Origin of the sequence: Sulfuriflexus sp. (genome assembly GCF_032250955.1) — a bacterium.
Classification (GTDB): domain Bacteria; phylum Pseudomonadota; class Gammaproteobacteria; order AKS1; family AKS1; genus Sulfuriflexus.
Genome location: NZ_JAVVES010000028.1, coordinates 25,601 through 31,667 on the forward strand (window position 1 = coordinate 25,601; position 6,067 = coordinate 31,667).

At 56.6% G+C, this 6,067-nt stretch carries 10 protein-coding genes; all 10 read left to right on the forward strand.

Going from position 1 to position 6,067, the window contains the following annotated elements; genetic code table 11:
• Positions 1-21: 21 nt before the first annotated feature.
• Positions 22-735: a type 1 glutamine amidotransferase gene (locus RQ738_RS07010; RefSeq protein WP_314163318.1), complete on the forward strand. Its 714-nt coding sequence runs from the start codon at positions 22-24 to the stop codon at positions 733-735.
• 12 nt (positions 736-747) lie between these two features.
• The gene (locus tag RQ738_RS07015; RefSeq protein ID WP_314163324.1) at positions 748-996 is read left to right on the forward strand and encodes a YcgL domain-containing protein; all 249 of its coding nucleotides are present in this window, start codon (positions 748-750) and stop codon (positions 994-996) included.
• A gap of 100 nt (positions 997-1,096) precedes the next feature.
• Complete coding sequence (gene htpX, locus RQ738_RS07020) at positions 1,097-1,981, forward strand: protease HtpX (protein ID WP_314163325.1); 885 nt, start codon at positions 1,097-1,099, stop codon at positions 1,979-1,981.
• Between the two features lie 9 nt (positions 1,982-1,990).
• Positions 1,991-2,425 carry a thioredoxin TrxC gene (gene trxC / locus RQ738_RS07025; protein ID WP_314163326.1) on the forward strand — a complete coding sequence of 145 codons (435 nt, stop codon included), beginning with the start codon at positions 1,991-1,993 and terminating at the stop codon, positions 2,423-2,425.
• 18 nt (positions 2,426-2,443) lie between these two features.
• Entirely contained in the window at positions 2,444-2,782 is a 339-nt protein-coding gene (locus RQ738_RS07030) for a hypothetical protein (protein WP_314163328.1), read from the forward strand.
• 183 nt (positions 2,783-2,965) lie between these two features.
• Entirely contained in the window at positions 2,966-3,169 is a 204-nt protein-coding gene (locus RQ738_RS07035; RefSeq protein ID WP_314163339.1) for a cold-shock protein, read from the forward strand.
• Between the two features lie 140 nt (positions 3,170-3,309).
• On the forward strand, positions 3,310-3,723 hold the full coding sequence (locus RQ738_RS07040) for a PilZ domain-containing protein (RefSeq protein ID WP_314163330.1): 414 nt from the start codon (positions 3,310-3,312) through the stop codon (positions 3,721-3,723).
• Positions 3,724-3,755: 32 nt separating this feature from the next.
• Positions 3,756-4,274, forward strand: a complete 519-nt coding sequence (locus RQ738_RS07045) for a protein disulfide oxidoreductase (RefSeq protein WP_314163333.1) — start codon at positions 3,756-3,758, stop codon at positions 4,272-4,274.
• Between the two features lie 60 nt (positions 4,275-4,334).
• The gene (locus tag RQ738_RS07050; protein WP_314163335.1) at positions 4,335-4,619 is read left to right on the forward strand and encodes a hypothetical protein; all 285 of its coding nucleotides are present in this window, start codon (positions 4,335-4,337) and stop codon (positions 4,617-4,619) included.
• 168 nt (positions 4,620-4,787) lie between these two features.
• On the forward strand, positions 4,788-5,837 hold the full coding sequence (locus tag RQ738_RS07055) for a DUF3549 family protein (RefSeq protein WP_314163337.1): 1,050 nt from the start codon (positions 4,788-4,790) through the stop codon (positions 5,835-5,837).
• Positions 5,838-6,067: the final 230 nt, after the last annotated feature.

Genomic DNA, 6,067 nt, shown 5'->3' on the forward strand with positions numbered 1-6,067 from the left:
TAGAGAAGATGGATGCTTAACATGAAACCGATCCGGTTTTTCCGGCACGTGGCCTGTGAAGGGCCGGGCTATCTAGGTACGCTGCTGGATCGTCTCCAATGGCCCTACGAGCTCGTCTGTATTGACAAGGGGCATGCCGTACCGGCCGGGCTCGATGATGTGGCCGGGCTGGTCTTCCTCGGTGGCCCGATGAGTGCCAATGACCGCAACGGCTGGATCGACGACGAACTCGCCCTCATCCGGAAGGCCCAGCAGCAGCGCCTGCCTATGCTGGGTATCTGTCTGGGCAGCCAGTTACTGAGCAAGGCACTGGGTGGTGAAGTCCATGAGGGAGCTGCAGGGCAGGAGATTGGCTGGCACCTTCTGCAGCCGGTAGAGGGCCTCGCCAGCCGGCATTGGTTAAGTGGCCTGGGTACGGAGATACTCGCCTTTCACTGGCACGGTGAAACCTTTACCCTTCCACCGCATGCCGAATTGATCCTGGGCAGCGCCTGTTACCGTCAACAGGCCTATGTATGTGGCAAGACCCTGGCCCTGCAGTTTCATATCGAAATGACTGCCGCCATGGTCAGGGAATGGACCGACCTCTATCACGCTGACCTGGCGCAGGGGGGGGATTGTAACCAGGCTGCCACACAGATTACCCGGGATCTCGAGGAACGCGTTGCGGCGCTCCATGTCCTGGCCGAGCAGCTCTTTGGCCAGTGGCTGGCCGGGATTGAAATGAATGACTGAACAGGAACGATAATGCATTGTGCGATCTACAAGGGCCCACGTAAGCCCGAATCTTACTTATATATAGAACATGCCGATGACTTCTCCCGCGTCCCCGAGGCCCTGTTAGGCATGTTTGGCGAACTGGAACTGGTCATGGAACTGGATCTGGGTAGCCGCAAGCGGCTCGTGCATGCCGATATCGAAGAGGTTAAACGCCTGCTCACCGAACAGGGCTATTTCCTGCAACTGCCGCCGGACAGGCATGCCCTGCGCATTTGAGTGGATCTCTTTTCATCGGTCTTGCCATGCACGGGCTTGAAAGGATGTTGGACATACCCCATATAGGGATTTGACTTTACTTACCCGGCAGGACCTATAGATGAAACGAATCTTCTTGTTTTTGATCACCAACATAGCGGTCCTGCTGGTGCTCGCTACCGTCCTGCAGCTGCTCGGCATCGAGAGCCTGCTCGATGAGCAGGGAGTAGACCTGGACCTGGGAGCGTTGCTGGTCTTTTCCGCCATATTTGGTTTCGGTGGTTCGTTTATCTCGCTGGCCATATCAAAGTGGTCGGCCAAGCGCATGATGGGCGTGCAGATGATCACCGAGCCACGGGATGAGGAGCAGCGCTGGTTGCTTCACACGGTTCGTCGCCTGGCGGGTTCGGCCCGGATCGGCATGCCGGAGGTCGGTATTTTTGATTCCGCTGACCCGAATGCCTTTGCCACCGGCATGCGCCGCAATGCGGCCCTGGTTGCAGTGAGTACCGGCCTGTTGCGCAACATGAATCGCGACGAGGTGGAAGCAGTGCTCGCGCATGAGGTCAGCCATATCGCCAATGGCGACATGGTGACCCTGACCCTGATCCAGGGTGTGGTAAACACCTTTGTGATCTTCTTCTCGCGGATCATCGGTCATCTCGTAGACCGTCTCGTCTTCAAGGTTGAACGCGGCCACGGTCCAGCCTTTTATATCACCTCCATCATCGCCCAGCTGGTACTCGGCATCCTCGCCTCGATGATCGTAATGTGGTTCAGTCGGCACCGTGAATTCCGCGCCGATGCCGGCGGTGCAAAACTGGCTGGCCGCGAGAAAATGATCGCCGCCCTTGAGCGTCTGCATGCGACTACGACAGGCAAAGACCTGCCCGACCAACTGGCGGCCTTTGGTATCAGTGGTAGCCGGGCCGGTGGCATCCGCGAATTATTCATGTCGCATCCGCCGCTCACACAGCGGATCGAGGCACTGCGCGCCATGCGCTAGGGAACCCGTATGTCTGATGCTCAACATATCGTCTGTCCGCATTGTGCCGGGGTGAACCGCGTGCCAGCTGCACGCCTGACGCAGGCACCGAAGTGCGGCAAGTGCAAACAGCCCCTGTTTGACGGCAAACCGCTGGAGCTGACGGCAACGAATTTCCGGCAGCATATCGGCCGCAGTGACATCCCGGTGCTGGTCGATTTCTGGGCCCCCTGGTGCGGTCCGTGCAAGATGATGGCACCGGTCTTTGAAGAGGCCGCCATGCAGCTCGAACCCCACGTGCGTGTGGCCAAGGTCAATACCGAGACCGAGCAGACGCTGGCCGGGCAGTTTGGCATCCGCAGTATCCCCACCCTCGCCTTGTTCAGGGGCGGGCAGGAAGTCGCCCATCAGGCCGGGGCCATGGATCTGAACAGCCTTACCCGCTGGGTTCGCTCGCAGCTCTGACTTGCCGGGTATTTTACTATGGCCAGTCTGATCCGTATCGAGTGCCCGCCGCCCCTGCAGGCAATACTCTGTGAGGCGATCCGTGAATATGCCGCGGCGGCCTATCCGCCGGGAGGTTCGGAATGTGGCCAGGTCGCGCATGCCGCACTCATGGAGGCGGCGCTGAAACTGGAAACAGACTTTGCGGCTAACGACGGTGAGTATGCCGGGCTGAACCGTCGCCTGCGTGCACAGTTCAGGGCAGCGTTTCAGTACTATGCAGAACAACATCAACGCCGGGAACTCGAACCTTTGCTGCTACGCTTGTTGCAGGGTGAGGTGGTCAGCCACGCTGAATGGGCGGCGTCTGTCTCATAATACAGCTACATTAGCACCTCCTTATGTAAGCATTTCCTTATTGGCAATATTATTGAATTAGAGGCTATACTCGGCGTAATGCAGACACGGGGTATGGGCTACACGCAATACCTGCCGATGACTGGTAACGCAATGCCGCTTTCGTTCTGCATGGAAGTTCAAGTAACACACGAGGAAATGATTATGGCAACAGGTACGGTAAAATGGTTCAACGACTCCAAGGGGTTTGGCTTCATCGAACCCAGCGAAGGCGGCGATGATGTGTTTGTGCATTTCTCTGCTGTACAGTCAGACGGTTTCAAATCCCTGGCTGAAGGTCAGAGCGTAAACTATGACGTCGAGCAGGGGCCGAAAGGCCTGCAGGCAACCAATGTGGTTCCTCAATAAACCCTGAAGACCAATGGTTCAACAAAAGCCCCGTAATAACGGGGCTTTTGTCTTTTTACAGAGTCATATCAATGACGGCGTAGTAATAACCAATGTACTTGGTTATGCTGCCAACAGGCAGCTACAACAGGATAGTTGGCGTGCGTGCGTATATCCGACACCCCTCTGGTACACCGATCGAAATTCACCCGGACAAGTTCCCGGAGGACAGCCCCGAGAGGTTGAACAATATCAGCCATGGCGGGCTGAGCTTCCGCAGCCAGGCGGCTATCTTGCCCGGCACGCTTGTGCGCCTGACGGTGCACATCCCGCAAGGTAAAAAAGAGGTGCGCGCACGCGTAGCCTGGTGTCGTGAGCTTGCCGAGGGATATGACATGGGCGTGGAGTTCCTTAACGCAGCCGACTCTTATACGGTGCGTATGGTCGAACAGATCTGTCATATTGAACAGTACCGGCGCAAGGTAAAGGAAAGACAGGGCCGCGAGATCGACTCCACGGAGGCTGCCAGGGAATGGATCATGCACAATGCCGGTAACTTTCCCAATCCGGATTGAATGGCCGGCGGTTATGCGTATGATAGCGAGCCATGACATCGCTCGACAAGAAGAATGAACGTCGCCGTTTCTGGCGCAATCTCTTTATCCAGATTATTTTGATCCTGCTGGTTTATTTTGCCGTGCAGGCCTGGCAGGCGCGCGATACCCCGCGTGGCCCGGCACCGCCGATTCAGGGAGTGCTGCTTGATGGGCGGCCGGTCAACCTGGCGGACTATCGCGGCGAGCCATTGTTGTTACACTTCTGGGCCAGCTGGTGTTCGATTTGTCGTTTTGAACAGGATTCTATCGACGCGATTGCAGAAGATTATCCGGTCCTCAGCGTGGCCAGCCAGTCAGGTGATGCCGGGGCGGTGCAGGCCTATGTCACGGAACACGGTCTGACGGCCCCGGTACTGGTGGATGAAGACGGTGAACTGGGGCGCATGTATGCTGTGCGCGGTTTTCCTTCCAGCTATGTCATTGATGCACAAGGGCGGATATTCGATGTCGAGGTTGGTTACAGTTCGGAATGGGGGCTGCGTGCACGCTTGTTGCTGGCGGGCTATTAACATGCACCATGCTTCTGTTACTCTTGCCGCAAGTTTTTAACCACAGGATACCCGTTGATCATGGCCGAGACAGTTGATGACCTTTCCATTGAATATTCCGAAGACGGGCAGGTGCTGGTAAAGCAGCTCGATAAAAAAGTACTGACCAAGGGGGCCTGGTCCACTGTCATGTACAAGTTCCAGGACTGGGACAAGCGCAAGGAAGAATATGGCCCGCCCAAGTTTACAATTCGCCGTTACCAGAAACGCAATGGTGAATATTTCCAGAAATCGAAGTTCAATATCTCCAGCGTTGACCAGGCGAAGAATATCATCGCCGCGCTCGAAGAGTGGATAGCCGAGTAGGCCATCGTCTTGCCCGGCGTGGCCCCCCTGGACCAGGGTTAAGGTAGAGGTCCGGCTGCTTGCACGGAAAATCCCGGGACGTTTCCGGTCTGACACAGGCCTTGTCCTCCGGCTTATGCCGTCTATCGGGTATAATTAAAATTTTCGTTGCCACCCGGGGCGCTCTCCATGCAAGCGATTCACACAATTTCAGACTTTCTGCAACAAACCGGCAACCAGTTCCGTGTCTTTGACCTGGGGCGACGTATTGTCGAGGTGCCGGTCAGCGATTTCATGGCCTTTGAAAAGCTGGAACAGCCGTGGCCGTATCCCCTGCAACGCAGTGGCTGGTTCGGGATAACGTTTTGGCCGCTGGTCGAACCGGCTGACGGGCAGGAAAGCGAACAGGCGATCTGGTTCTTGCGCCTGCCCCTGGATGAACAGGCCAAACTCATGCAGGAGGCCCGGGATGGCTTTCTGCACCGGCTGTTCGAGATCGCCGAGGCAAGACTGGACCCGGACAAACCCGCCCCGCCCAATATCATGGAAGATAACCCACTCGTATTTCGCCCCCGCGAAGACCGCATGGCGGTATTTAATGCCCTTGCCGCAAAAACACTCGGCCTGCCGGCATCCAGCTATTATCAGCACGCATGCGAATACTTTCAGGGTAAGGTGGGTTTTGAGCAATGGGCCTTTGTTGGTGTGCAGGGGCTCGCCGATTTCGCCATGCGCCTGGATGAGTCCGATAATGCCGCCGTGCTTGGTATGGCCATCCCCGGGCTGCCCGAAGAGGTACTGCTACCGCTTTGTCATGCACTGGAAAACATCAGCCTGCCGGCTAGCGTACTGGAGGCCCTGCAGGCGCGTTTGCAAGCTAATGCATCTTTGCCCGTGCAAACCGCGATATGCCGCGGTGTCTCGTTTGCTGACACAGCACAGCGACGCCAGGTGTTGTTGCAATTACTGGAGGGCAAGCAGGGCAGCGAGGTGGAGCTGCTGGCAGCGGTAGCCGCCCGTGCCTGGGACAGCCTGACCGACGAACAGACCTGCCTGCTGTTCCTGGAACGGCTTGCCGACAACAGTCACGGCCAGGAGGTCTTTAACGAGATGCTGGCTGACCTGATGTTTATCCCCGGTATGCGCGACCCCCTGTTTGCCGGCTTGCGTAATCCGCAACGCTCCAAAAAACTGTCACAGGCCATTGATGGTCTGTTTGCCGAGCTGCAAGGTGATTGATTATTCAGGATTGATGATTGAAAAGCCCGACGCAGAGGCGCAAAGACGCAAGGGTCGCAGGGAAAAACACTTTATATGTAGGTCGGCTTAGGAATCGAAGATGACGTAAGCCGACGTGCGCATGCTAAGACAGGCGTCGGATTACGTCGCTCTACTCCTAATCCGTATATGGTCTCCTCCCGTTTTGCAAGTCTTTGTGTTATCGGTGACAGGGACAGGATTGCTTCCGT